This is a genomic window from Alishewanella tabrizica (assembly GCF_014652375.1).
GTDB lineage: Bacteria > Pseudomonadota > Gammaproteobacteria > Enterobacterales > Alteromonadaceae > Alishewanella > Alishewanella tabrizica.
Genome location: NZ_BMYR01000010.1, coordinates 53,788 through 78,296 on the forward strand (window position 1 = coordinate 53,788; position 24,509 = coordinate 78,296).

Below are 24,509 nucleotides of genomic sequence, written 5' to 3' on the forward strand. Positions count from 1 at the left end.
ATGGTGCAGACGCATTATTATCGTGTTGTATAAACAAGGCCAGTGGCCATGCCTGTAACGTGAACCTTGAGCCCAATTATCGACTTTTTATGCGATGGATGTATATCTTTACATAAAATGCCATTAATTTTAGTGCATCAGAATATTGCAGGTTGACGTTAACGTCAACAGGAAGTAGATTGTCAGCCAGTGTAAAAATTAGAAGTTTACCTGCACGTAAAGCAGGCGCGACATTTAAAGATGGGTTAACACGCGCAGGGCGAGAGTGTTAATGTCATCAGGTTTAGCAGGCGCATAACAACGAGGCCATTATGAAAATCTTAGTACCGGTAAAGCGGGTTATTGATTACAACGTGAAGGTGCGGGTAAAACCCGACAACAGTGGTGTGGACTTAGCCAACGTTAAAATGGCGCTTAATCCGTTTTGTGAAATCGCTGTAGAAGAAGCCGTGCGTTTAAAAGAAGCCGGTATTGCTAGTGAAATTGTTGCCGTCTCTATTGGTAACAAGTTGGTGCAAGAACAATTACGCACCGCGCTGGCGCTTGGCGCCGATCGGGCCATTCAATTAGACACTGAGCTTACGCTGGATTCTTTGCAAGTAGCAAAATTACTGGCAAAAGTGGTGGAAGCCGAGCAGCCTCAGCTGATCATCATGGGTAAGCAGGCAATAGATTCAGACAATAACCAAACCGCACAAATGTTAGCGGCGTTGACTGGCATGGGACAGGGCACTTTTGCATCAAAAGTGGTTGTGGCAGATGGCAAAGTGCAAGTTACCCGCGAAATTGACGGCGGTCTGCAAACGGTTGAATTAAGCTTACCTGCTGTGGTGTCAACTGATTTACGCTTAAACGAGCCACGTTATGCTTCGCTTCCCAATATTATGAAAGCGAAAAAGAAACCGTTAGATGTCAGCCCAGCTGACAGTTTTGGCGTAGCCTTGGATGCTAAAGTAAAAACGCTTAGTGTTAAAGCGCCAGAAACGCGTAAAGCAGGTGTTACTGTAGCCAATGTTGCGGAACTGGTAAGCAAGTTAAAAGATGAAGCGAAGGTGATCTAATGACGATTTTAGTAATTGCTGAGCACAATAATGCGGCGTTAAAAGCGGATACGTTGAAAACCGTACACGCTGCAACGTTACTGAGTAATGAGCTGGGTTGCGAAGTGCATGTTTTAGTGGCTGGTGCAGCGTGTCAAGCCGCCGCAGGGCAAGCGGCAGAGCTCGCCGGTGTGACAAAAGTATTAGTCGCCGATAACACCGCCTATGGCCAACAACTGGCAGAGAATGTTGCTGCCTTAGTGGCTGAATTAGGAAAAGATTACAGCCATATTTTGGCAGCTGCCACGACAACGGGTAAAAACATGTTACCGCGTGTGGCGGCCTTGCTAGATGTGGCGCAAATTTCTGATGTTATTGCTATTCAAAGCGCAGATACCTTTGTGCGGCCAATTTACGCGGGTAATGCTATTGCTACGGTGCAATCTGCGGATGCCATTAAAGTTATGACTGTGCGCAGTGCGGCTTTTGCTGCTGTTGCTACGGGTAATTCTGCACCAATAGCGTCAGTGAGTATTGTCAAAGATTTGGGCGTGTCACGTTTTATCAGTGAAGAGTTAACCAAGTCTGAGCGTCCAGAGCTTACCGCTGCGAAAGTGATTATTTCAGGTGGTCGCGGTATGCAAAATGGCGAAAATTTTGCGCTGTTAAATGGGATTGCTGATAAGCTTAATGCTGCTATTGGAGCTTCTCGTGCCGCTGTAGATGCCGGCTTTGTACCAAATGATATGCAGGTTGGTCAAACCGGTAAAATCGTAGCACCAGATTTGTACATTGCGGTAGGGATCTCTGGGGCTATTCAGCACTTAGCCGGTATGAAAGATTCAAAGGTCATTGTTGCTATCAATAAAGACCCTGAAGCGCCAATTTTCCAAGTAGCGGATTATGGTTTAGTGGGCGATTTATTCACCTTGTTGCCAGAACTAGACGCAGCCCTGTAACCTTAGTTACTCGGTGCTAATTTAAAGGTGCTTTCTAAGCCAGCAATTTTGCTGGCTTTTTTACGTTAGCAATTTTACTATCGTGCAATTCGTTAGGCTATTAGAGTGAGTTAGCCACGGTAAACCAGTGCATGTTAAAGGAGCTTGTTCTATGTTGCCTGTGATCCGCCATGCTGAACCGATCGATATTGCAGCGGTTAAAGCTATTTATGATCAGCCCAGCGTCTATGCCAATACTTTACAGCTACCGTTTCAACCGCAAGCTAAATGGCAGAGTTTGTTTGAGCCACAGCCGGGCTTTTATAATTTGGTAGCTGAGCTTGACGGGCAAGTGGTGGGGCAGCTTGGTTTACAGGTGATGCAAAATCCGCGGCGACGGCATGTGGCAGAAATTGGTATGGGCGTATCCGAGCCTTATCAAGGGCAGGGGATCGGTTCAGCCTTGCTGCGCGCAGCCTTGGATTTGGCTGATAATTGGCTGGCCTTACGTCGAGTAGAGTTATTGGTTTACGCATCTAACGAACCGGCCATAGCGCTCTATGAACGTTTTGGGTTTGAAGTAGAAGCTGAACTTACCGATTATGCCTTTCAGTATGGCAATTATATTAATGCCCTACAGATGGCCAGAATAAGCCCGCTCTAAACAGGAAAAAGACAGAAAAAACGACAGAAAAAAACCTCCATCAAGGAGGTTTTTTGTTTAGTTGTGTTGAGAATTCTTTTTACATTGCACGGTATCTTCGCATTCACCATACAAATATAAGCTGTGATGGGTCAGTTTAATGCCGTTGGTTTTAGCAATGTCTAATTGGCGACGTTCAATAATATCATCTTCGAATTCAACGACCTTGCCGCATTTTAAACAGACAAGGTGATCGTGGTGATTCGCACCGGTGAGTTCAAACACCGATTTACCACCTTCAAAATGGTGGCGGGTTAGAATGCCGGCATCGTCAAATTGGTTAAGTACTCGATAAACCGTCGCTAAGCCAATATCTTCACCAAGCTCCAACAAAATTTTATACACGTCTTCTGCGCTAATATGTTGGTGTTTAGGATCTTGTAAAATTTCTAAAATCTTAACCCGGGGTAAGGTTACTTTTAGGCCTGCTTTGCGTAACTCGGTATTATGGTCGTTCATAAGTACTCTTATTTAAACGTGAACTTGTTAGGGATTATAAAGGCATTGACCATATATTCAATGACTTTATGAATATATGCTTGTGCCAAAAAATCACTTGGGTACAATAGCTTTAACAGGTCTTACCAGAGAAAGCTATGCGTTGGGCATTTAAACCGGCAGTTATGCGCCATCTTTTAAATTTTTGGCCACCCTTTTTCTTTACCGGTATCAAGGTTGCGGTATTGAGCGACGATTATCGCTATTGTAAGGTTGAGTTAAAGTCACGTCCTTGGACCCAAAATATTAATCGTAGTCAATTTGGCGGCTCTATGTTTGCTATGACCGATCCAATTTATCCCTTAATGTTAATGGGGGCGTTGGGAAAGGAATACATTGTTTGGGATAAACAAGCCGATATTGATTTTATTAAACCGGGTTTAAGCAAACTGACGGCAGAGTTTTGGCTATCAGATGATAAAGTTAACGAGATTAAGGCGCACACCGAGCAAGGCGAAAAGTACTTTCCGCAGTTTTTGGTGCACATTAAAGATGCTGACAATACTATCGTTTGTGAAGTTAATCGCACGGTGTATGTGCGTAAGAAGCCTAAATACCGCGGCCAGTAAAGTGGATAAACGCATCATCCGCTTACACTCATACGCTTATATATTCAGCTCACAAATAATAAAGGCCCATCAGGGCCTTTATTACAATGATTAACTAAAATCGCTAGGGTGAAAAAGCTAAGCATTCACAAAGAAAAGTATGAAGAACAGTGCAGCGCTTTACAGATCCGCAAATGCCGCCAAGCTCATTTCTTCGTAAACTTGCTTACACCATTTTTTAACGCGTTGTTCGGTTAATTCTGGCTGGCGATCTTCGTCAACGCCTAAACCAACAAAATGGTTGTCATCTACCAAGGCTTTAGACGCGACAAAGTTATACCCTGCCGTAGGCCAATGGCCCACAATAATGGCACCTTTAGGTTCGATAATATCGCGCAAGGTGCCCATCGCATCCAAAAAGTACTCGGCGTAATCTTCTTGATCACCACAACCAAAAATGGCCACAAGCTTGTTATTAAAATCGATACCTTCCAACTCAGGAAAGAAATCGTCCCAATCGCATTGTGCTTCGCCATAATACCAAGTAGGGATCCCCAGCAGTAAGAGATCAAAGTTTGCAATATCTTCTTTACTGCTTTTGGCGATGTCACGCACGTCAATAAGTTGCTTACCCAGTTCTTTCTGGATCATCTTGGCGATATGTTCGGTGTTACCGGTATCGCTACCAAAAAAAATACCCACTGTTGCCATGTTATCTGCCTTCTTACCTGGCCAAAGCCTGTTCTAAAAGATATTCAATAAAATTACTACGTGTCATATTTGCCGTGGCGGCGGCCTGATCCAGTTTTTCACACAACTGCTCTGGCACTTTGCACTCTATACGCTTTAACCCCTTTACACGATCGCGCTTAATTTGATTGCGTTTATTTAGTTTAAGTTGCTCATCCCGTGGCAAGGGGTTGGTTTTGGGCCTACCGGGACGTTTTTCGAGCGCAAACAAATCAATAGTGGTGCGATCAGTGGCAATCTTCGCCATTAATCCATAACCTCTTATTCGAAAAAATACTGCACTATCGTTTTAACAATAAATACGAACGGCGATAAAAATAGCACTAACCACACAAACACCTGACCCATTTTAGGCGCGCCGCTCTTTTTCAGCACATCGCGAATGGCTAACACAATAAAAAAGTACAGTGCGCCAAGGCCCAGCCATAATCCAATCGTTTCAAACTGCTCTAAGCTCATTTGCTAAGTTCATTCAAAAAAAGTGCGTGCATTGTAGCATAAACCGAGAAAAATTTTCGGTGCTAACGCAATAAAAAATCCCGAACCAGTTTGTTAAACGCCGCCGGTTTTTCGGCATGAAGCCAGTGTCCGGTGCCTTGGATTATTTTGGCTTCAGCATGCGGAAAATGTTGCATAATCTGTGGCCGATGTTCGGGTAAAATGTAGTCAGAATCGGCGCCTTTAATAAATAATGCGGGTCCATTAAATTGCCCAGCAGCATGAGGTGCGCTAATTAAAGCCGAATAATTCTGCTCTAACGCCGTTAAATTAAAACGCCAACGAAAGCCCGTTTCTGTTTTTTCTAAACTTTTTAACAGAAACTGTCGCACGCCGATTTCTTCCACATACTCAGCTAAGTGTTGATCTGCCTCAGCCCGGCTATTAACATTTGCTAACGCAACTGCATTAAGGCCAGCAAAAATGCGGGTATGTCGGGCAGCATAGCTAACAGGCGCAATATCAGCTAACACTAAGCGTGATACCGCATTCGGGTAGCGCAGTGCATATTCCATGGCCACTTTGCCTCCCATGGAATGGCCGACAAAAGCAAAGGGAGTAAGTTTCAGATGCGTCAGTGTTTCGGCAACATCTTCAGCCATCAATGGATAATTAATTTCAGCGTGATGTGCGCTGCGACCATGATTGCGTAAATCAATATTGATCACCTGAAATGCATCGCTTAACGCTCTGGCAATGACGCCTAAATTCTCAAAACTACCAAATAAGCCATGAATTAACACTATGGCTGGACCTGAGCCCGTGCATTGATAATGTAAAATCATCGTTTTTCCATTTGTAAAAATTTGCGCTATTTTAACAAAATTGCTTACTGGCGTCAGTGGCAATCCCTTTATATAATGCTCTGAATTTGACGTTACGGATTAAACCTATGAAAACCATTGAAATAGACGACGATTTATACCAATACATCGCAGGCCAGACCCTGAAAATAGGGGAAAGTGCTTCTGATATCCTGCGTCGTTTGTTGCCCGGCGCCCCTGTAAAAGCAATGGCGCCGCAACCGGTGGTCTTGCCGATTGCACCCGCCGCAACCCCAGCAAACACGGCTAACGCGGCTAACGCGGCTACCTCGCTGGCGGAAAACACCGTTACAGTTAACACTGAAACAACTGCAGAACCTAGCATGGTGAATGCGTCAAAAGCGGGTAATATTTTTGATTTGGTAACACCCGCAGATTTACAAGCTGAACATAATATTGTTGGGCGTTTTTTGTATTTACTGTCAGTGTTAGCCCGGGTGCATAAAAAACAGTTTCACAAAGTCTTAGATATTAAAGGGCGTAATCGGTTGTATTTTGGTAATTCTGCGGCAGAGCTTTCCGAGACAGGTACTAGCACCAATCCAAAGCAAATCCCTAATACAGCGTTTTGGGTGATCACCAATTCCAATACCACCCGAAAAAAGATGATGCTAACAGAAACTGCCATAAAACTGGGCTATAGTGCTGAAGATGCTGAACGCATTCGTGATTTACTCTAATTAAGGAAAGGTTATGTCATTACATCCGCTGGCAGGTCAGCCTGTTCCCAATGAACTAATTCCCAATGTTTGCCGGTTAATGACGGCCTATTATGTGTTGGAACCCGATGTGCATTTGCATCCTGAGCACAAAGTGAGTTTTGGTACCTCTGGGCATCGTGGTAGTGCGTTAACCTGCTCCTTTAATGAGCCGCATGTATTAGCGATTTGCCAAGCGATTGCCGAGTACCGCAAAAAGCAGGGCACAACGGGCCCGTTGTTTTTAGGCAAAGACACGCATGCGTTATCTGAGGCGGCATTTGCCAGCGCCTTAGAAGTATTAATAGCAAATAATATTCAAGTCTGTATTCAAAAGGACTTAGGGTATACGCCAACCCCGGTTATTTCGCATGCTATTTTAACGCAAAATCAAGGGGCGACCAGCCAATTAGCTGACGGCATTGTGATTACGCCTTCCCATAATCCTCCAGAAGATGGCGGTATTAAATACAATCCACCTCATGGTGGCCCTGCCGACACCGACGCCACCGATTGGATTGAACGACGCGCTAATGAATTACTCGCTAAGGATCTAGACGGCGTTAAGATGATGCCATACACCTTAGCGTTGCAATCAGGTTATTGTCAGCATATTGATTATATTCAACATTACGTTGATGATTTAGAAAATGTCATTGATATGGCCGCCATTGCTAAAGCGGGCATTCGTATTGGTGTAGATCCGTTAGGCGGCTCTGGTATTGCTTATTGGCCAAAAATAGCTGAACGCTATGGTTTAAATATTACCGTGGTCAATAACAAATTAGATCCGTCGTTTGGTTTTATGTCGCTAGATAAAGACGGCAAGATCCGCATGGATTGCTCATCAGCGTATGCCATGGCAAACCTGATTACCTTAAAAGATCAATTCGACGTGGCTATTGGAAATGATCCCGATTTTGATCGCCATGGTATCGTAACGCGCAGTGGGGGCTTGATGAACCCCAATCATTATTTAGCCGTTGCGATTAACTATTTATTGGCAAATCGACCGCAATGGAATGAAAAATTAGCCATTGGTAAAACCTTGGTCTCCAGTGCCTTGATTGATCGCGTTGTCGCGGCCAGAGGGCGTATTCTAAAAGAGGTTCCGGTAGGCTTTAAATGGTTTGTTGAAGGATTACATGAGGGCACCATTGCCTTTGGTGGCGAAGAAAGTGCTGGCGCCAGCTTTTTACGCTTGAATGGTACTGTGTGGTCTACGGATAAAGATGGCTTTATTTTGGGCTTGCTGGCTGCAGAAATGCTGGCTAAAACCGGTGTTGATCCGTATCAACAGTATCAGGCCTTAACACGCGAGCTGGGTTCTCCCTTGTATCGACGTTTAGATGCGCCGGCAACAGCAGCACAAAAAGCAGCGTTAAAAAATCTTAATGTGGCCAGTGTCAGTACGAAAACGTTAGCTGGCGATCCGATCTTAGCCGTGTTAACGAAAGCGCCGGGTAATGATGCCAATATTGGTGGGGTGAAAGTTGTGACGCAGCAAGGATGGTTTGCCGCTAGACCATCAGGCACAGAAAATGCTTATAAAATTTATCTAGAGAGCTTTGTGGATCAGGCGCATCTAGAACAGCTTGAGCATGATGCTAAAGCTTTTGTTGCGGCTGTTTTTAGTCAGCTGTAATCGCCGTGATCTAACAGGCAAGATGTGGAACACGCTCAGGTTTAAAACATGGGCGTGTTGTCGACTCGAAAACGGTATTTATGTAATTAAATTACCAACTATCGGGTAATCTTTGCCAAAAGAACGATTTTGAGGTATCGTTTTCGTAATTTTTCTACAATTGTGCTTTAAAGTCGCTATCTGCGCGGACAAAACCTTAGGATTGGCAATGAAAAAGACCTCAACAGCTAAAACGGCCCAAGCCGCCGTGACTGCGACAGAGCAGTTAAAAGAACGCATCGTAAAGCATCTCCATTCAACTTTGGGTACTGATTTAAACAAAGCCAATCATCAAGCTTGGTGGCGTGCCACCTGTGCTGCAGTAAATGAGCAAGTATTTGATGGTTTACGCACTACCCAACGCACCCATTATGAGCAAGATACCCGGGCATTGCACTATTTTAGCCTTGAGTACCTTATGGGGCGGATGTTTAGTAACAACCTACATAACTTAGGTTTATACGAGCAAGCCAAGTTGGCGTTAGCCGAACTTGGTATGGACATTGCCGATCTAGAAGATCAAGAAGAAGACATGGCGCTGGGTAACGGCGGTCTTGGTCGATTAGCGGCGTGCTTTATTGAATCGTTGGCGACGTTAAATTACCCAGCCATTGGTTACGGCATTCATTACGAAAACGGTTTATTTCAACAAAGCTTCCAAGATGGCCGACAAATCGAGCGGCCTGATAGCTGGCGTGAGTATGGTAATCCGTGGGAAATTTGTCGGCCTGAGTCGGTCCAAGAAATTGCGGTCTATGGCTATGTTGAGACCGTGTATGATTTACAAGGCCAGATGAAAAAAGTATGGCACCCAGGGCGTATTATCAAAGGCGTGCCATGGGATATTCCGATTGTGGGATATGACGGCAGCTCAGTGAACGTCCTGCGTTTGTGGGAGAGCCGTGCCAGTGACTTCTTCAACTGGGATGTGTTTAACTCTGGCGGTTACATTGATGCCGCACGCGAAAACGTTGAAGCCGAAAATATTTCAAAAGTCCTTTATCCCAACGATGAAACGGATGCCGGTAAAGAACTGCGGTTAATTCAGCAATACTTTTTTTGCTCGTGTTCATTAAAAGATATTATTCGTCGTTATAAACGCCGTCATGCTGATGATTGGAGCTATTTTGCTAAGCAAGTCGTGATTCAATTAAATGACACGCACCCAGCAGTAGCTATTCCTGAATTAATGCGTATTTTGGTCGATCGGGCTGAAATGGCGTGGGATGACGCTTGGGCTATTTGTCAGCAAGTGTTTGCCTACACTAACCATACTTTACTGCCAGAAGCGCTAGAGAAATGGCCGTTACGGTTATTTGAAAAAGTATTACCACGGCATATTGAAATTATCTATGAAATTAACCGTCGCTTCTTGGTTGAGCAGGTTGATGTGTTATGGCCGGGTGATGATGAGAAAAAGCGCAAGCTGTCCATCATTGAAGAAGGTCATGAGCCCATGGTTCGGATGGGGCACTTGTCGGTAGTGGGTTCGTTTAAAGTGAATGGAGTAGCAGAAATCCATTCAAAATTGGTGAAGTCAGATCTGTTTCCAGAAATGGTAGCATTGTGGCCCGATAAGTTTACCAATGTCACTAACGGTGTTACCCCGCGTCGTTGGTTGAAAGCCTGTAATCCGCGTTTAGCGAAGCTTTTAGATGAAAAAGTGGGCACGGATTGGCCAAACGATCTGAAAAAGCTACAAAAGCTGGCTGAGCATGCCAAAGATCCACAAATGCAAGACAGCTTTATGGCGATTAAACAGCAAAACAAAGCCGATTTAGCCACTGTGATCAAAAAACTGACGCGGATTGATGTAGATCCCGCGGCTATGTTTGATATTCAAATTAAGCGTTTACATGAATATAAGCGTCAGCATTTGAATTTATTACATATTTTGGCGTTGTATCGTCGTATTTTACAAAATCCAGATTATGATATGGTGCCACGCGTATTCCTGTTTGGCGCTAAAGCGGCACCGGGGTATAAGTTAGCCAAAGAAATTATCTATGCTATTAATAAGGTCGCCGAGAAAATTAACCACGATAAACGGGTTAAAAACCGGATTAAAGTGGTGTTTATGCCAAATTATCGGGTGACCTTAGCGGAGAAGATGATTCCAGCGGCAGATGTTTCTGAGCAAATTTCTACTGCAGGCAAAGAAGCGTCAGGTACCGGTAATATGAAACTGGCGTTAAACGGTGCCTTAACTGTAGGAACGCTAGACGGTGCTAATATTGAAATTGCTGAAGAAGTTGGCGAAGACAATATTGCGATCTTTGGGTTAACGGTAGATGAAGTTAAGGCCCTGCATGCGAAGGGATACAACAGTTATGAGTATTATCATAATAATCCTGAGGTAAAGGCTATCTTAGATTGGTTAGAAACCGATTACTTTACCCCAGGTAAGCCAGGTGAATTAGCTGCTATTAAACGCAGTTTGTTAGAAGGCGGTGATCCGTATTTAGTGTTAGCGGATTTTGAGTCTTATGTTGCTGCTCAGCAAAAACTCGATACCTGGTACCGGGATAAGTCGTTGTGGGCAGAAAAAGCGATCCTCAATACCGCGTCAGTGGGTAAATTCACCTCAGATCGTTCTATTGAAGATTACGTGGAACGGGTATGGAATTTAACCTCGTGTACAATTCGCGCGTGATTTTGCAGGCGCGTATACGCGCTGATTAATACCCCCGAAAACGGCAGCCTGATGGCTGCCGTTTTTATATATTAACAAATGCGAACTTATACTGTCGGTAATCCTTTCAGGTAGAAAGATATAAAAGGCTCGAAAATTCACGGCTGTTACATTATGCTGCCCAAAGATTTGGTTGCTAAAGCGTAAATTATGCGTGTTCTGTGGTTGATAATGGTGCTGTTATTGCTGCCTTTTTGGGGAAGCACCCGAGATAACGATATAAAAAGTATTCAATGGGCGATTAATGACGCACCGCCTTTTCATATCATTGATGGCCCTTACCAAGGTTTAGGCATTTGTGATGTGCTTATCGATGCGGTACATCGGGCTTTGCCAGACGTGCGTCGAAGCGTTTGGCTGATGCCACATCCGCGGATCTCTGCAGCCTTAGAAGAGGGGATCGGTTTGTGTTTTCCCTGTATGATTTACAAAGGAACGCACGATAAGGTTGCCTTTTACTCTATGCCAACACACATGTATCAGCCTCATCACGTTATTACCACCGCAGAGAAGGCCACTATGCTTAGCCAAAAATTTGGTGAGCCATTACAGTTTGCCAAGCTTATCGCTGATAATACCTTGCGTTTTGGCTATCCAGCGGGACGCCGTTACAGTGTGTTACAAACGTTATTAGAGCAATACCCACCGTTTTTAGCGCGGCCAGGTAGTGGCGGGGCGATAGCTATTATGCAAATGATTAAAGCGGATCGGCTCGATTACACCTTGGATTATCCTATTGTCGCCAATTATTTTCAGCAAAGTGGTAAAGGACACCTTACTGCTTTGCCACTGCACGAAAATGCAGATCAGCATGTTGCCGGCGCGGTGGGATGTGCCAGAACATCCTGGGGGAATGCTGTGTTAAATAAAATTAATAGCGTGATGCCGCAAGTGCGCCAAGATCCGGCTTTTCTTCAAGTTTTAACCTTATGGGCGGGTGCCGACGCTGTAAATTATCTTAAGTTAAATCAGCAGTTTTTAGCACAACCTGAGTATAACCAATCTGAGTTACCTGCGAGCAAACCAGAATAATAGAACGAATGGTATTGACCGCGAATGATAATCATACAAAACGAGGAGCATAACAGATGATTGCGCAGCAGTTACGTGACAGCGGAGAGTTTCTCGCCCTTACTTTGGCGCATCCTGACGGTTTATCGCCTTGCCATTTTACGTTGAGCAACGGCACTCATGTTGAAATATGGGATACTGGGGTGATTTATTTTCAGCCACCGCAGTATGGACAACACGATATTGTGCTCAGTTGTGGTATTCATGGTAATGAAACCGCGCCAATAGAGCTGTGTGCCGACATTGTACGTGATATTTTGACTGAAAAGTTACTCTTGGCTGAGCGGCTTTTAGTCTTATTTGGTAACCCTGCAGCCATTAATCTTGGCAAACGTGAAGTCACCGAAAACCTTAATCGGTTGTTCTCTGGGCATCATAGTAAAGGTGCAGGGCTGATTAATGCTGAGCGGCAGCGTGCGAAAGCATTAGAAATTTATGTTAGCCGATTTTATCAGCATACCGAACAGCCGCGACAACGTTATTTATATGATTTGCACACGGCTATTCGCGGCTCGCGGTTTGAAAAATTTGCCGTCTATCCCTATTTGCATGGCCAACCTTGGCGTAAGCAGCAATTAGAGTTTTTGGCAGCCTGTGATGTACATACTGTACTACTAATGCAGTCTGCCGCCAGTACCTTTAGTTATTATGCGTCTAATGCTCATGGTGCGGATGCCTTTACTATCGAGCTTGGTAAAGTAAGGCCTTTTGGGCAAAACGACATGCGTCGGTTTGCACAGGCAAACACCACGTTGCGCGCCTTGCTTACGGCGACATTGCCAGAATTACCTGCCTTTGAGAGCATCGATTTTAACATTTATGACGTTTATCGCGCGATTAATAAGCAAACGCAAGATTTCAAATTACATTTTGCCGACGATGTGGAAAATTTCACCAGCTATCCTATTGGAACATTGTTAGCTACCGATGGCGATATCGAGTATCGGGTTGAACGTGAGGGTGAAGCGCTAATATTTCCAAATGCCAAAGTAGCCATTGGTCAGCGTGCGATCTTAATGGTCGTTCCGAAGAGTATTACTGCACATCTTAAGTGAAACATACTGCTTTTTGTGTGGGTTACTTTACGAAAAGTAAATATAACCTGACAGTGTGTTGCGCTGTCAGGTTTTTTTATGCCAGTCGCTGGTTGCAATGCAGTTTACGTAAAGGTAAAGTCAGGCGCAAAAAATTAGACTTGCGACGTGCACATTCAGGGGTAATTCGCATCTAAACCTAAAATAACGAGTTAAGCTTCTTTCTTAATCAAAAACCAAATTAACAACCAAGAGACGCCTTATGACTAATCCAAATAACGCCACCATTACCACGGTGCATCGTGCTGCGTTCACAGCCGGTGACGCGTTAAAAATACCGACCTCAAGGATCCTAAAAGACGATGGTAACCTGTATGACGGGGCTGAGTTACCTACGTTAGATCAAGCCACAGCGCTAAAGATGTACGATACCATGGTATTTACCCGAGTATTAGACGAGCGTATGTTGGCGGCGCAGCGCCAAGGGCGTATCAGTTTTTATATGCAGTGTTTAGGTGAAGAAGGTGCCACCGTTGGCAGCGCCGCGGCGTTGACTGAGCAAGATATGATCATGGCGCAGTATCGCGAGCAGGGTGCTTTACGCTATCGTGGTTTTAGCTTAGAACAGTTTATGAATCAGCTGTTTTCAAACGAGTTAGACTTAGGCAAAGGGCGGCAAATGCCGGTGCATTATGGCAGTCAGGCCATTAATTACATGACGATTTCCTCCCCGTTAGGTACACAAATCCCGCAAGCCAGTGGCTATGCGTATGCCCAAAAATTGCGCGGCTTAGACGCCATTACCTTGTGTTATTTTGGTGAAGGTGCTGCGTCGGAAGGTGACTTTCATGCGGGCATGAATATGGCCGCGGTGCACAAAGCACCCGTTATTTTCTTTTGTCGTAATAATGGCTATGCCATTTCTACTCCCGCGAATGAACAATTTGTTGGGGATGGCATCGCGTGTCGTGGTGTTGGCTATGGTATGAAAACCTTGCGCGTAGATGGCGCCGATATTCTGGCTGTCTATCAAGCAACGAAAATGGCTCGCGAGTACGCCTTGGCGCACCATGAGCCGGTATTAATTGAATCTATTGCCTACCGTTTGGGCGCGCATTCCTCTTCTGATGATCCGAGTGGTTATCGTTCAAAAGAAGAAGAAGCCTTATGGCGTAAGAACGATCCAATCGCGCGCTTCAAAGCTTGGCTGTTACGCCAAGGTTGGTTAGATGAAGCCGCTGATAAGGCGAAAACTGAGCAATTACGGGTTGATATTTTAGATGCGTTAAAAGTGGCAGAGAAAGTGGCTAAACCTGGTATTGAGCATTTAATTTCGGATGTTTACGCCGAACCCATCCCAGCGTTACAGCAACAATTAGACGAGTTAAAGCAACATATCCGTAAATACCCGGATGCGTACCCCATTACTGCCGGGAGATTTGAATAATGGCAAAAATGAATATGTTACAGGCCATTAATAATGCCTTAGATTTGGCCATGGCCAAAGATGATGGTGTAGTGTGTTTTGGCGAAGACGTTGGTCATTTTGGTGGGGTATTTCGTGCTACCAGTAAACTACAAGAAAAATACGGTAAAGCACGGTGTTTTAATACGCCGCTAACCGAGCAGGGCATTGCCGGTTTTGCTAATGGTATGGCGTCTCAAGGCATGAAGCCGGTCGCTGAGATCCAGTTTGCAGACTACATTTTTCCAGCCTTTGATCAAATCGTTAATGAAACGGCGAAATTCCGTTACCGTTCAGGTAATGAATTTAATGTTGGCGGATTAGTCTTCCGTACGCCTTATGGCGGTGGTATTGCGGGTGGCCATTATCATAGCCAAAGCCCAGAGGCCTACTTTGCGCACACTCCAGGTTTAAAAATCGTGGTGCCTCGTGATCCGCATCAAGCGAAAGGATTACTACTGGCCGCTATCGCCTGTCCAGATCCGGTTATTTTCTTTGAACCGAAAAAACTGTATCGCGCCTCAATCGGCGAAGTACCAGAAGAGTACTACGAGCTGCCGATTGGTAAAGCGGAAGTGCTACAACAAGGTAAAGACGTTACCGTATTGGCTTGGGGCGCGCAGATGGAAATTGTGCAAAAAGCCGTGGATATGGCTGCAGAGCATGGCGTGTCGTGTGAAGTCATTGATCTGCGCAGCATACTGCCGTGGGATGCCGATACGGTGGCCGACTCAGTGAAGAAAACCGGCCGTTTAGTGATTAACCACGAAGCCCCGTTAACGGGCGGTTTTGCTGGTGAAATCGCTGCTACTATCCAGAAAATGTGTTTTTTACATTTAGAAAGCCCCATTGAGCGAGTGTGTGGTTTAGATACGCCTTACCCGTTGGCCCTTGAGAAAGAATATGTGGCCGATCATCTGAAAACATTCGAAGCCATTATGCGCTCGGTTAACTTTTAAGGGGTTTTCGATGAAACTGGATTTTATTTTACCGGATATCGGGGAAGGTATTGTTGAGTGCGAAATTGTTGAATGGCTGGTCAAAGAAGGCGAATTAATCAGTGAAGATCAACCGGTCTGTGATGTAATGACCGATAAAGCCTTGGTGCAAATTCCTGCCGTGCATAGTGGGGTTGTCAGCAAACTCTATTATGCAAAAGGCGATATTGCTAAAGTGCATGCGCCTTTATTTGAAATGCACCTGACTGTGGACACTACTGCTCAGGGGGCAGATCACGATCTGACCCCCATGGTCCCAGGGGCGGCGGCTTCGGCGGTTGCTTCGGGGTCAGTAGCAGCTTCGGGGTCAGATCACGATCTGACCCCGAAGGTCAGCGAAGTCACGAATGCCAGCACAGCAACCGGCGAAATCACTGAAGACTTTATTCTTCCTGATATCGGCGAAGGTATTGTTGAGTGTGAAATTGTTGATTGGCTAGTAGCAGAAGGCGATAACATCGAGGAAGATCAGCCCGTCTGTGATGTGATGACTGATAAAGCCTTAGTGCAAATCCCGGCTAAATACGCTGGTGTGGTTAGCAAGCTGTATTACGCTAAAGGCGATATTGCCAAAGTACATGCGCCGTTGTTCGCGATTCGCCGGCAAGGCGAAGCAGCAGCATCGGCAGCAGCTTCGGGGGCGGCTTTGGGGTCAGATCATGATCTGACCCCGAAGGTTCCAGGGTCAGCAGCACCTTCGGGGTCGGCTTTGGGGTCAGATCACGATCTGACCCCGAAGGTTCCCGCCAACAGTGCTGCTGCCAAGGGCGTTAAAGCTTTAGCCAGCCCAGCGGTGCGCCGTTTAGCGCGTGAACTGAGTATCGATATTCAGCTAGTACCAGGTTCTGGCGAAAAAGGTCGGGTATTTAAAGATGATGTGCATGCCTTTGCCAAAGGCGGTGCGGCTTTAGCAGCTTCAACTTCCGGGTCAGGTACAGTTTCAGCTTATGGGGCCGCCGCAGCTTCAGGGGCAGGTGCAGCTTCAACTTCGGGGTCAGATCATGATCTGACCCCGAAGGCTGCGAGTAACCGCGTAGAGCCAATCCGTGGCATTAAAGCAGCGATGGCGCGGCAAATGAGCGAATCGGTTTCGACTATTCCGCACTTTACTTACTGCGAAGAAATTGATTTAACCGAGCTGATCGCGCTGCGTAATCAACTAAAAGATCAGTACGCTAAGCAGGGCGTTAAGTTGACGATGATGCCATTCTTTATGAAGGCCTTATCGCTGGCGATAAACGAATTCCCGGTAATGAATAGCCAGCCAAATGCTGACTGTACTGAGCTAACCTACTTTAGCGCACACAATATTGGCGTAGCGGTCGATTCAAAAGTGGGATTGTTGGTACCTAATGTCAAAGGCTGTGAGCAAAAATCCATTATCGATATTGCCAACGCCTTAAGCAAGCTCACTGATTCAGCCCGTGAGGGTAGGGTAAGCCCCGCCGATCTAAAAGGCGGCACCATTACCATCAGCAACATCGGCGCTATTGGCGGCACAGTCGCAACGCCCATCATCAATAAACCGGAAGTGGCGATTGTCGCATTGGGTAAGGTACAAGCCTTACCACGGTTTGATGCGAATGGTCAGGTAGTCGCGCGGCAAATCATGCAAATTAGCTGGTCAGGCGATCATCGTATTATCGACGGCGGCACCATTGCGCGTTTTACCAATCTCTGGAAGCAATACCTAGAACAACCCAGCAGCATGTTAGTGGCAATGCGCTAAGCGTTTCGTGCGAGATTGACAACCTTCAGCAACCTTCAGCAACCTTCGGGGTCAGATCATGATCTGACCCCGAAGGTTGATTCATGAGATCGTTGACGCTGAAATGGAATATAAAAAACATGGTGTTGTTAATACGGCGATAGAAGCTAGCCTGCACAGGATGATGGCTTATATTGCCTACGGTATTGAGTATGGCGATTTATCTCCTGCACATACTTATTTAAGCTTTACCTCAACAACAAGCTTTCCTTTGGCGTTACGTGATTATTTAACCTCAACAACCACGAATAACGTTTCGCACTATGTTGATGAACTAAATCAGATCATTGAAAAGGCGCGTAGCAAACACGCTATTACTTTACCCACAGTAAACGAATTACCCAAAGCCGCAAAGCATCAATTCGAAAGTAGATTAGCACGTCTGTATATTGATTTTCCCGCAGAAATGGAAAGTTTACAGCTTAGCTTGGTAACAAGCGTAGGGGCGCGTTTGACGCCATCTGACTGTGTTAAACAACAAATCACGTTTTTTAGTGAGCTTGAGCAACGTTTCCGCGAACATTTTAAATCAGCTAACCTCGAAGAAATCGTTGAGTAAGCTTGGTATCGGATAACATCGATATCGAGGGCATTGCTAAATTCAGAAACGTCGTGGGTAAAATCAAAACGTCTGTTGCAATACTACTTTGACATTTTAGGTACTGGTGATATGGTAAATCACGCTTATTTTTGGAGTGATCAGGATGTTTTTCAGGCGTTTATGTTGTAGCTTGGCCTTCGGTTTGCTGGTCTTTACCCAGCACACACTAGCCGATAATGCGCAGCAAGTATTTAACCAATATCAAGATGCCCTGCTGGAAGTGCAAGTGGTTGAAAACCAGACACAGCACAAAGCCGCGTTTGGCAGTGGCTTTTATGTTGCGCCGGAATGGGTCATCACCAATTATCATGTTATTGCCAATCGAATTGCTACCCCTGATAGTTATCAGCTAATGGCAAAAATGGGTGATGCGGGATTGCAGCCGCTTGAAATTTTAGCGCTAGACGTGGTAAACGATTTAGCCTTATTAAAAGCTCCGAAGCACGACGGCTTAGTGTTTACTTTAGCCGAGGGCTTGCCTGCGCAAGGCGCTGAGGTTTTTAGTTTAGGTAATCCACATGATTTAGGTATGGTGGTGGTACCTGGCACCTATAACGGTTTAAAACAACAGAGTTTTTATCCTCGATTGCATGTTACAGGCTCCATCAACCCTGGTATGAGTGGCGGCCCTAGCGTAAATAGCGTGGGGCAGGTTGTGGGTGTTAATGTGGCAACGGGAGGCAATCAACTGGGTTTTGTGGTGCCTGTAGCGCAAGTACAAGCCTTATTAGCCCAAGTTCCGGCGGCTCCCCCAGCAGTGCAAACGTTAAAAGCGCAAATTCGTTCGCAACTGTTACATAACCAAAACATTATGCTAGCCCCGTTACTCGAAGCCGATTGGCAAATGAAAACGCTCGGTAAAGGACAAATTCCTGAGAGTATTGCGCCCTATATGACGTGTTGGGGCCGGACGAATACGCCGCAAACGCAATATGAATTACGCACCTCTGCCGCCTTTTGTGGTCAGCAAGAAGAGGTGTTTTTAAGTAATCAATTTGTCACCGGCAAAATTCAAATGCAGTTTGAATGGTTAGACGGTTCACAATTACCTTTACTCAAATTCAATCATCATTATCGCAATCGTATACAGCAAGCTCGTGCTGATAATCGTGCTTCACCGCGAGATGTAGAAGGCTTTAATTGTCGCAGTGATATTGTTGCCCTGAATACACATCCTACCCGAGTGGTATACTGTGTGCGTGCTTACAAAGAGTATCCAGATTTGTATGATGCGATTTATCTTGCGGCGACGGTACCTAACGATCAATTTGGTTTTATTAGTCGTTTTAGTTTGGCCGGGGTAAGTAAAGAAAATGCCGATGCCTTCACGCGCAAATTTATGGAGACCGTGGTATGGCAATAATCGTTGAGTTATTAAATAGCCAAGGAAAACCCGTTAGTATCCATAAGTTCACGCAATCAGACATTCGGATTGGCCGCAGTTACGAGAATGATGTGATTGTACAAGATCCTTACTGCTGTGCTGAGCATGCTGTCTTGAGTTGCAATGATCAGGGGCATTGGCATATGCGTGATCTGGCGTCAGTCAATGGAACAGTCAATAGCCAAGGGCAGCGTATTGACTTCATGTCTATTGCTGCAAATGGTCAAGAGTTTATGTTAGGGCAACAGCGTTTGCGCGTATTGTTAAGCGATGCCGCTATAGCCCCAACACGGATTATTGCGCAAGGTTGGCACAGTTTACGGATATTATCTTCGCTACCTTTATTGGTGCTCGTTTTGCTGATCGTGGCTTTGGATATGGCTTATGGCACTTGGATCGATGTCTTGGGAGAAGCCGCCGAAAAATGGCAGCGACAATTATTGGTGATCCCGTTTTTTCTGTTGATCCCGTTATTATGGCCGGCGCTTTTGGCTTTGTTTGCGCGTTTTAGAGGACAAGATGCTCATTTCCGCCAACAAGCCGCCTTAGTTTATGCGGTGGTGGCGGCTTGGGTGTTGTGGGATATTATGGCCAACTGGCTAGGCTTTAACTTTAGTGACAGCACGCTCTTTGGGGTATTACAAAAAGTGGTGCCCACTATGTTACTGCTGAGTTTGTTCTGGTATGGTTTTAGTCTAGTTGCAATCCAACGCAAAAGTGTACAAGCCATTTTGACCCTTGCCTTAGCCAGCACATATTGGTTATTTCCTTACATTCAATCGGCGGGGCCGAATATTCAACCTCGCTATGAGGCAAACCTGTTACCTCAAGCGTTTTTAGTCACATCACCAAGCAATAGCACTGATTTTATGGCGGCCAGCCAAAGCTTATATCAACAAGTTACCTTAGTTGATCATATTGCAGTGGCACCGCTTGATAACAGCGCCCCTGAAAACCGTACTTCTGAAAACAGTGTTTCTGACAATAGCACCGTTGAAAATAGCACTGCTGAAAAGAGTGTATCTAAAGAAGGTGTTTGAAGATAAGGCGAGTACGCATGCTACCAACAGCTCGCAAAGCGTTACTGCGATGGCAATAGCACAAGACCCTGTTGTAGCAACCTTCGGGGTCAGATCATAACCTTCGGGGTCAGATCATGATCTGACCCCGAAGCTAGCCTATTTAGCGTTTAAGAAGCTTGTCTCCCAGCACTAGCAAGGCGGGTGTTAAAAATAAGGTGAGTAAGGTCGCAAAGGTTAGGCCACCGGCAATGGCACTGGAAAGCTGTGTCCACCACATAGTGGAAGGCGCCCCAAAACCTAAACTCGGTTCTAGCAAATTGACGTTAACCGCTAGTACCATTGGCATCAAGCCAAGTACTGTGGTGATGGAGGTCAGTAACACTGGGCGTAAGCGCAAGGTGCCGGTTTCCAATGCGGCGTTGATGCTGTCCAGCCCTTGTGCTTTAAGTTGATTATAGGTGTCAATCAACACAATATTGTTATTGACCACGATACCCGCTAGGCCAATTATCCCCATACCGACCATAACAATGCCAAACGGCTGGGCGTTAATTAGCAGCCCTAATAACACGCCTGCTGTAGAAAGCACTATGGCAGATAAAATCAGTAATGTTTGATACCAGCTGTTAAATTGCACCAGCAAGATCATCAGCATTAAAAAGATCGCAATCACAAAGGCGCTGATTAAAAAGGTCATGGCTTCTTGTTGATCGGCATCTTCACCGGCGGTTTTGAGCATTACGCCCTCGGGCAGGCTAATGCCACTGTCTTTTAGCGCGGCTAACCGCTCTGTCACCTGAAAGCCGGGGGCCAGATCGCTTTTAATGGTAACCGCACGGTTGCTGTCTATGCGGCGAATAACACTGGTTTTTTCGGCTGGGCGCAAGGTAACAAAGTTAGTTAACGGCACCTGACCACGGCCAGTTTCTACGGTAAGGCGTTCTAACTGACTGAGCGAGCGCCAGCTTTCTGGAAAGCGCACCCGAATATCCACTTCATCACTGGCGTACACCGGCCGGAATTTTGCCAGCAAAAGACCATTGCTCACCAGTTGCACTGCATTACCTACGGTTAACACATCGGCTCCAAAACGGGCGGCGGCGGCGCGATCTACTTCTAAGCGCCATTCGATGCCGGGTAAACTCCGATCATCTTCAATATCGACAAAACCTTCCATACTGGCCATTTGTTTGAGAATGGCATTTACCGCCTGTTCGGTAAGGGCAGGATCTTGCGCACTGATTTGCAGCTCTATGGGCTTACCTGCTGCTGGGCCATCTTGTTGTTGCCGAAACGCCAATACCACGCCGGGAATATCCGCGGTTAACTGGCGCATTTCTTCTAAAATATCACTGGCGCGGCGGCGTTGGTGCCAGTCGATAAACTGAAATTGCAAGGTGCCGATCACATCAGCGGTGAGCTCACCACTGGCCGCAGCCATACTGCGGGCATAGAGGGCTTTTACCTCGGGTAAATTTAGTAAGCGCTGCTCAACCTGCTGTAATACGGTATCCTTTTCGTACACCGACAGATCGCCGCGTGCCCGCACCCACACCTGCGCGGATTCTGGTTCGACCGACGGGAAAAACTCTAAACCATGATTAAACTTACCATAAGCCAAATAGACTAACGCCACGCCAGCCAGCGCCCCGGCTAAGGTTAAGCCCGGATGACGTAATAAGCGATGCAGCAACTGGCGATAAGCTAAGGTAAAGCGATTTGGCTTTGCTGCAGGTTTTTGATTGTTGCCAGACTTTTGCTGGGCTTTACCCAGACTGCCCATGACCGGTAAAAACACTAAGGCCATCAGTAAGGATGCCAGTAAGCAAAGGATAACGGTGGCAGGCAGGTATTTCATAAACTGGCCCACAATACCCGGCCAAAACAATAAGGGCACAAAGACCGCGAGGGTGGTGCAAGTGGAGGCAATAATAGGCCAGGCCATGCGATCGGCTGCATTTAGCCAGGCGGTTTTTTTATCTTGCCCTTCCTGCAGGTTACGATCGGCCAGCTCACTGACCACGATAGCACCATCTACCAACATACCTGCGACCAGAATTAACGAGAACAGCACGATGATGTTCATGGTAAAACCAATCATCCAAATCATCAAAATACCGGCAAAGAAGGCACCGGGTATGGTGATGCCGACCAATAGCGCCGAGCGCATGCCCATGGTCGCCAAGATCAGGATCAACACTAACACCACCGCAGTTAACACATTATTCAGTAAGTCGGAGAGCATGTTCTCGACTTCTTTAGACTGATCCATAATGTAGTTAATTTGCATGCCATCCGGAAATTGCGCTGAAGCTTGCTCAAGCAAGGCTTTGGTTTGCTCGATGGTCGAGATAATATTGGCACCGCTGCGTTTTTTGATTTCCAGCACCACAGCGGGCTGACCATTAATGCGGGCAAAGCCCAAGGGATCTTTAAAACTGGCGTTTACCGTGGCAACATCGGCAAAGGTAATAACGGTATCGCCAGTCACCTTTATCGGAATGGACAATACGTCGTCTAAATTTTCAATAATACCGGGCACCTTTAATGCCATACGCCCGGCACCGGTATCCAGACTGCCCGCCGCCACTAAGCGGTTATTGTTCGACACCAAGGTGAAGAGTTGCTGATAATCTAAGCCGTAGCTTTGCAATACTTGCGGATCGACGATAATTTCCAGCACATCTTCCCGATCGCCGCCGATATCCACTTCCAGCACTTCTGGAATACCTTCAATTTGCTCTTTTAGTTGCCGAGCAATGGCTACCAGCATCGGCTCGGGAACCGGACCGGATAATCCAACCGATAACACCGGGAACAGGCCAACATTAATTTCATTTACGGTGGGCTCTTTTGCTTCGGCTGGCAATTTAGCGCGTGCAGCATCGACTTTTACTCGCACATCGGCCAAGGCTTTATCGGCATTAAAGCCGGCATCAAATTCCAGCATCACCGAGGCATGGCCTTCGCTGGCCGTTGAGGTCATTTTTTTAATGCCTTCCAGCGAGCGCAATTCGTGCTCCATCGGCCGCACTAACAAGCGTTCACCATCTTCTGGGCTAATGCCATCCAGTGACATAGAGACATACATCATCGGAATAGCCACATCGGGGTTAGCTTCTTTGGGGATCACCAAATAAGCGCTAATACCGGCAGCGAACAAGAATAGCAGTAACATTAAACTGGCGCGGCTGCGGGCAATGGCAGCGGCAATTAAGGCTCTCATTCTGTATCCTCTGCCTTCACATTAACTTGCTGCCCGGGCTCAACAAAGCCTGCCCCTAGGGTAATGAGCTCGGCACGTGCCGGTAAACCGCTGACCCAGGCCAGATTATTATCGGCGCTTAACAATGTAACCGGGTAAAACATCACCTTTTGTTGCTCTAGCGTGTAAACGCCTAAACGCCCGTCTTGATCCAGTTTTAATAGCGCCGGAGACAGGGCATGGGCAGCAACCGGGGCAAGGGTAATATGCAGGGTAGCGCTGGCGCCGGCTAAAGGCAGTAACTCAGGGTTGGCAACAGTGGCTTCAATATAATAGCTGCGGGTTGCACTATCGGCTGCTGGGCTGATAAAGCTTAAACGAGCAGGGAGGGTGCGACCATCTAACAGTTGTACCTTAACCTCTTGGCCTAACACCAACTGCGCTAATTGTTGTTGTGGTACCTGGGCCGTTGCTCTGAGTTGTTGAATATCGACTAAATGAAACAGCGCAGTACCGGCTTGAATAAAACTGCCCGGCTCGACTAAGCGTCTGGCCAAAATGCCGCTAAAGGGCGCCTGCGGTTTACTGTGCGTTAGGGATAGTTGGGCTTCAGTTAGGCTAGTTTCGGCATTTCTTAGCTCGCTGGTAAGCCGAATTATCTCGGTTTCTGAAACCAGTTGGCGTTTTTGCAAGGTTTTGGCACTATCAAGTTCACTTTGGCGTAAGGCAAGTAAGGCTTTTGCCTGAATTAAGCGGGTACTGCGGCCTTCATCGGCTAATTCCAGTACAATATCACCCTGCTGCACAGCATCGCCCTGATCACGCAGCAGCTTGTCGATACGCCCTGTGGTCTGAGCTTGCAGCTCAATGCTATGCCAAGCCTGTAATTGCCCTTGTAACTTTAGCTGCGCAGGATAGGGCTCTGCTTCACTTAGCCGGCTTTGCACAGTGAACAATGCCTCGGGGGCTTTTGTTGCTGCGTCAGGAGGCGCTGTTTTACTTTGATAGGTTGCGCCAAGTAGCAGCCAAAGTAGTAAGGCCAGTGCCAGGAGCACGGCAATAACGGGAGGCGTAAGCTTTTTAATCAT

General features: G+C 46.3%; 22 protein-coding genes. 15 read left to right on the forward strand and 7 right to left on the reverse strand.

Annotation, left to right across the window (positions count from 1 at the left end; translation table 11 throughout):
* The first annotated feature begins 311 nt into the window (after window positions 1-311).
* The 3 genes from IE070_RS12360 to IE070_RS12370 all read left to right on the forward strand — a co-directional run bounded on the left by IE070_RS12360 (window position 312) and on the right by IE070_RS12370 (window position 2,642).
* The gene (locus tag IE070_RS12360) at window positions 312-1,061 is read left to right on the forward strand and encodes an electron transfer flavoprotein subunit beta/FixA family protein (RefSeq protein WP_189483501.1); all 750 of its coding nucleotides are present in this window, start codon (window positions 312-314) and stop codon (window positions 1,059-1,061) included.
* Window positions 1,061-1,999, forward strand: a complete 939-nt coding sequence (locus IE070_RS12365; protein WP_189483502.1) for an electron transfer flavoprotein subunit alpha/FixB family protein — start codon at window positions 1,061-1,063, stop codon at window positions 1,997-1,999. The genes IE070_RS12360 and IE070_RS12365 overlap by 1 nt, the downstream gene beginning before the upstream one ends.
* 151 nt (window positions 2,000-2,150) lie before the next feature.
* Entirely contained in the window at window positions 2,151-2,642 is a 492-nt protein-coding gene (locus IE070_RS12370) for a GNAT family N-acetyltransferase (protein WP_189483503.1), read from the forward strand.
* 57 nt (window positions 2,643-2,699) lie between these two features.
* On the opposite strand, the gene fur is transcribed toward IE070_RS12370, so the two are convergent.
* Window positions 2,700-3,140: a ferric iron uptake transcriptional regulator gene (gene fur / locus IE070_RS12375; RefSeq protein ID WP_189483504.1), complete on the reverse strand. Its 441-nt coding sequence runs from the start codon at window positions 3,138-3,140 to the stop codon at window positions 2,700-2,702.
* A 137-nt stretch (window positions 3,141-3,277) separates the two neighbouring features.
* Here fur and IE070_RS12380 point away from each other — a divergent pair, with 137 nt between their 5' ends.
* Entirely contained in the window at window positions 3,278-3,748 is a 471-nt protein-coding gene (locus IE070_RS12380; RefSeq protein WP_189483505.1) for a DUF4442 domain-containing protein, read from the forward strand.
* 159 nt (window positions 3,749-3,907) lie between these two features.
* Here the strand turns inward: IE070_RS12380 and fldA are convergent, their stop codons facing one another.
* The 4 genes from fldA to IE070_RS12400 form a co-directional block, all read right to left on the reverse strand.
* Window positions 3,908-4,438, reverse strand: a complete 531-nt coding sequence (gene fldA, locus IE070_RS12385) for a flavodoxin FldA (protein WP_189483506.1) — start codon at window positions 4,436-4,438, stop codon at window positions 3,908-3,910.
* 13 nt (window positions 4,439-4,451) lie between these two features.
* Window positions 4,452-4,724: a LexA regulated protein gene (gene ybfE / locus IE070_RS12390; RefSeq protein WP_189483507.1), complete on the reverse strand. Its 273-nt coding sequence runs from the start codon at window positions 4,722-4,724 to the stop codon at window positions 4,452-4,454.
* 14 nt (window positions 4,725-4,738) lie between these two features.
* Window positions 4,739-4,936, reverse strand: coding sequence for a DUF2788 domain-containing protein (locus IE070_RS12395; RefSeq protein ID WP_189483508.1), 198 nt, complete (start codon window positions 4,934-4,936; stop codon window positions 4,739-4,741).
* A 62-nt stretch (window positions 4,937-4,998) separates the two neighbouring features.
* The gene (locus IE070_RS12400; protein WP_189483509.1) at window positions 4,999-5,760 is read right to left on the reverse strand and encodes an alpha/beta fold hydrolase; all 762 of its coding nucleotides are present in this window, start codon (window positions 5,758-5,760) and stop codon (window positions 4,999-5,001) included.
* A 107-nt stretch (window positions 5,761-5,867) separates the two neighbouring features.
* On the opposite strand from IE070_RS12400, the gene seqA reads away from it, so the two are divergent.
* The 11 genes from seqA (at window position 5,868) to IE070_RS12455 (ending at window position 20,234) form a co-directional block, all read left to right on the forward strand.
* On the forward strand, window positions 5,868-6,479 hold the full coding sequence (seqA, locus tag IE070_RS12405) for a replication initiation negative regulator SeqA (RefSeq protein ID WP_189483510.1): 612 nt from the start codon (window positions 5,868-5,870) through the stop codon (window positions 6,477-6,479).
* 13 nt (window positions 6,480-6,492) lie between these two features.
* Window positions 6,493-8,142 (forward strand): phosphoglucomutase (alpha-D-glucose-1,6-bisphosphate-dependent), encoded by a 1,650-nt coding sequence (gene pgm / locus IE070_RS12410; protein ID WP_189483511.1) that lies wholly within the window; start codon window positions 6,493-6,495, stop codon window positions 8,140-8,142.
* Window positions 8,143-8,350: 208 nt separating this feature from the next.
* Complete coding sequence (locus IE070_RS12415; protein ID WP_189483512.1) at window positions 8,351-10,834, forward strand: glycogen/starch/alpha-glucan phosphorylase; 2,484 nt, start codon at window positions 8,351-8,353, stop codon at window positions 10,832-10,834.
* Window positions 10,835-11,023: 189 nt separating this feature from the next.
* Window positions 11,024-11,905: an ABC transporter substrate-binding protein gene (locus IE070_RS12420; RefSeq protein ID WP_189483513.1), complete on the forward strand. Its 882-nt coding sequence runs from the start codon at window positions 11,024-11,026 to the stop codon at window positions 11,903-11,905.
* A 56-nt stretch (window positions 11,906-11,961) separates the two neighbouring features.
* On the forward strand, window positions 11,962-12,999 hold the full coding sequence (gene astE, locus IE070_RS12425) for a succinylglutamate desuccinylase (RefSeq protein WP_189483514.1): 1,038 nt from the start codon (window positions 11,962-11,964) through the stop codon (window positions 12,997-12,999).
* A gap of 241 nt (window positions 13,000-13,240) precedes the next feature.
* Window positions 13,241-14,425: a thiamine pyrophosphate-dependent dehydrogenase E1 component subunit alpha gene (locus IE070_RS12430; RefSeq protein ID WP_189483515.1), complete on the forward strand. Its 1,185-nt coding sequence runs from the start codon at window positions 13,241-13,243 to the stop codon at window positions 14,423-14,425.
* Window positions 14,425-15,402 carry an alpha-ketoacid dehydrogenase subunit beta gene (locus IE070_RS12435; RefSeq protein WP_189483516.1) on the forward strand — a complete coding sequence of 326 codons (978 nt, stop codon included), beginning with the start codon at window positions 14,425-14,427 and terminating at the stop codon, window positions 15,400-15,402. Before IE070_RS12430 ends, IE070_RS12435 begins: the two co-directional genes overlap by 1 nt.
* A 10-nt stretch (window positions 15,403-15,412) precedes the next feature.
* Window positions 15,413-17,170: a dihydrolipoyllysine-residue acetyltransferase gene (locus tag IE070_RS12440; RefSeq protein ID WP_189483517.1), complete on the forward strand. Its 1,758-nt coding sequence runs from the start codon at window positions 15,413-15,415 to the stop codon at window positions 17,168-17,170.
* A gap of 103 nt (window positions 17,171-17,273) precedes the next feature.
* A complete protein-coding gene (locus tag IE070_RS12445; protein WP_189483518.1) occupies window positions 17,274-17,768 on the forward strand; it encodes a hypothetical protein in 495 nt (164 codons plus the stop codon).
* 145 nt (window positions 17,769-17,913) lie between these two features.
* Window positions 17,914-19,173, forward strand: a complete 1,260-nt coding sequence (locus IE070_RS12450) for a S1C family serine protease (RefSeq protein ID WP_189483519.1) — start codon at window positions 17,914-17,916, stop codon at window positions 19,171-19,173.
* Window positions 19,164-20,234, forward strand: a complete 1,071-nt coding sequence (locus tag IE070_RS12455) for an FHA domain-containing protein (protein WP_189483520.1) — start codon at window positions 19,164-19,166, stop codon at window positions 20,232-20,234. Before IE070_RS12450 ends, IE070_RS12455 begins: the two co-directional genes overlap by 10 nt.
* Before the next feature lie 142 nt (window positions 20,235-20,376).
* On the opposite strand, the gene IE070_RS12460 is transcribed toward IE070_RS12455, so the two are convergent.
* Together IE070_RS12460 and IE070_RS12465 are read right to left on the reverse strand one after the other, a co-directional pair.
* Window positions 20,377-23,442: an efflux RND transporter permease subunit gene (locus IE070_RS12460; RefSeq protein WP_189483521.1), complete on the reverse strand. Its 3,066-nt coding sequence runs from the start codon at window positions 23,440-23,442 to the stop codon at window positions 20,377-20,379.
* Complete coding sequence (locus tag IE070_RS12465) at window positions 23,439-24,509, reverse strand: efflux RND transporter periplasmic adaptor subunit (protein ID WP_229797059.1); 1,071 nt, start codon at window positions 24,507-24,509, stop codon at window positions 23,439-23,441. Before IE070_RS12465 ends, IE070_RS12460 begins: the two co-directional genes overlap by 4 nt.

Coding starts and splice junctions, on each gene's coding strand:
- seqA (WP_189483510.1), top strand. CDS start 5,868: ATGAAAACCATTGAAATAGACGACGATTTATACCAATACATCGCAGGC.
- IE070_RS12370 (WP_189483503.1), top strand. CDS start 2,151: ATGTTGCCTGTGATCCGCCATGCTGAACCGATCGATATTGCAGCGGTT.
- IE070_RS12465 (WP_229797059.1), bottom strand. CDS start 24,509: ATGATTAAAAAGCTTACGCCTCCCGTTATTGCCGTGCTCCTGGCACTG.
- IE070_RS12365 (WP_189483502.1), top strand. CDS start 1,061: ATGACGATTTTAGTAATTGCTGAGCACAATAATGCGGCGTTAAAAGCG.
- IE070_RS12435 (WP_189483516.1), top strand. CDS start 14,425: ATGGCAAAAATGAATATGTTACAGGCCATTAATAATGCCTTAGATTTG.
- IE070_RS12455 (WP_189483520.1), top strand. CDS start 19,164: ATGGCAATAATCGTTGAGTTATTAAATAGCCAAGGAAAACCCGTTAGT.
- fur (WP_189483504.1), bottom strand. CDS start 3,140: ATGAACGACCATAATACCGAGTTACGCAAAGCAGGCCTAAAAGTAACC.
- fldA (WP_189483506.1), bottom strand. CDS start 4,438: ATGGCAACAGTGGGTATTTTTTTTGGTAGCGATACCGGTAACACCGAA.
- astE (WP_189483514.1), top strand. CDS start 11,962: ATGATTGCGCAGCAGTTACGTGACAGCGGAGAGTTTCTCGCCCTTACT.
- ybfE (WP_189483507.1), bottom strand. CDS start 4,724: ATGGCGAAGATTGCCACTGATCGCACCACTATTGATTTGTTTGCGCTC.
- IE070_RS12380 (WP_189483505.1), top strand. CDS start 3,278: ATGCGTTGGGCATTTAAACCGGCAGTTATGCGCCATCTTTTAAATTTT.
- IE070_RS12415 (WP_189483512.1), top strand. CDS start 8,351: ATGAAAAAGACCTCAACAGCTAAAACGGCCCAAGCCGCCGTGACTGCG.
- IE070_RS12400 (WP_189483509.1), bottom strand. CDS start 5,760: ATGATTTTACATTATCAATGCACGGGCTCAGGTCCAGCCATAGTGTTA.
- pgm (WP_189483511.1), top strand. CDS start 6,493: ATGTCATTACATCCGCTGGCAGGTCAGCCTGTTCCCAATGAACTAATT.
- IE070_RS12395 (WP_189483508.1), bottom strand. CDS start 4,936: ATGAGCTTAGAGCAGTTTGAAACGATTGGATTATGGCTGGGCCTTGGC.
- IE070_RS12440 (WP_189483517.1), top strand. CDS start 15,413: ATGAAACTGGATTTTATTTTACCGGATATCGGGGAAGGTATTGTTGAG.
- IE070_RS12450 (WP_189483519.1), top strand. CDS start 17,914: ATGTTTTTCAGGCGTTTATGTTGTAGCTTGGCCTTCGGTTTGCTGGTC.
- IE070_RS12445 (WP_189483518.1), top strand. CDS start 17,274: ATGGAATATAAAAAACATGGTGTTGTTAATACGGCGATAGAAGCTAGC.
- IE070_RS12360 (WP_189483501.1), top strand. CDS start 312: ATGAAAATCTTAGTACCGGTAAAGCGGGTTATTGATTACAACGTGAAG.
- IE070_RS12460 (WP_189483521.1), bottom strand. CDS start 23,442: ATGAGAGCCTTAATTGCCGCTGCCATTGCCCGCAGCCGCGCCAGTTTA.
- IE070_RS12430 (WP_189483515.1), top strand. CDS start 13,241: ATGACTAATCCAAATAACGCCACCATTACCACGGTGCATCGTGCTGCG.
- IE070_RS12420 (WP_189483513.1), top strand. CDS start 11,024: ATGCGTGTTCTGTGGTTGATAATGGTGCTGTTATTGCTGCCTTTTTGG.